Here is a 643-nt window from a genome sequence, read left to right as displayed (position 1 = left end):
GCGCACCACAAGTGCGCGCGGGTTGTCCATCAGCACTTCCTCCGGGACACCGCTGAAGGTGGTGAATGTGCTCTCGAGCCCAGCGAACCAGTGCTCCTGCTTCTCGGCCCGGAACGCACGCACATGTACCCGCCGCGAATGTCCGAGCGTCGCCACGAACACGAATGCTTTGATCTTCGCGCCGCCGATCTCGACCAGGCGCTCTCCGAAGTCGATCTGCAGCTGCCGGCCAGGGGGCGTCTCGAACCGCATCGTCGCCAGCGCCTCCGCCTTCAGCGCCTGACGATAGGGCTGCACCGCGCGTTGCAGCGTTCGCCGGCTGACTGTCACGCCTTTCTCGGCCAGCAGGTCCTGGCGCACCACGTCCGCATTGCCGCGATGGCGAATGAACCTCTCGCGCAGCCAACCCTCAAGGCCGTCGAGCCGCTTCAGCCGCTCGGGCGACTTGAACGGCTTCACCCCGCCCGCCGCAATATAATCCTTCACCGTGTGATGGCTGCAGCCCAGCTGGCGCGCAATGCGCTTCAGCCCCCATCCGCACGCCCTCAGGCGCAACATCTCCGCCACGTCATCCGGCGTCTTCATCACCTGCCCCCGTGGATCACTCCACGACGAGCCTCTAGTGATTCGTTCCTGCTTCATT

The 643-nt window shown here is 65.2% G+C and carries 1 protein-coding gene; it reads right to left on the bottom strand.

The annotated features are described in order from the left end of the window. A partial coding sequence (locus tag J6525_RS46635) for a helix-turn-helix domain-containing protein (protein WP_225649636.1) occupies positions 1 to 585 on the bottom strand: 585 nt, incomplete at its 3' end. Between the last annotated feature and the right edge of the window lie 58 nt (positions 586 to 643).

This window comes from Bradyrhizobium australafricanum (assembly GCF_020329495.1).
In the GTDB taxonomy this organism is placed as follows: Bacteria; Pseudomonadota; Alphaproteobacteria; order Rhizobiales; family Xanthobacteraceae; genus Bradyrhizobium; species Bradyrhizobium australafricanum.
This window is presented reverse-complemented; position numbering and strand designations above follow the sequence as displayed.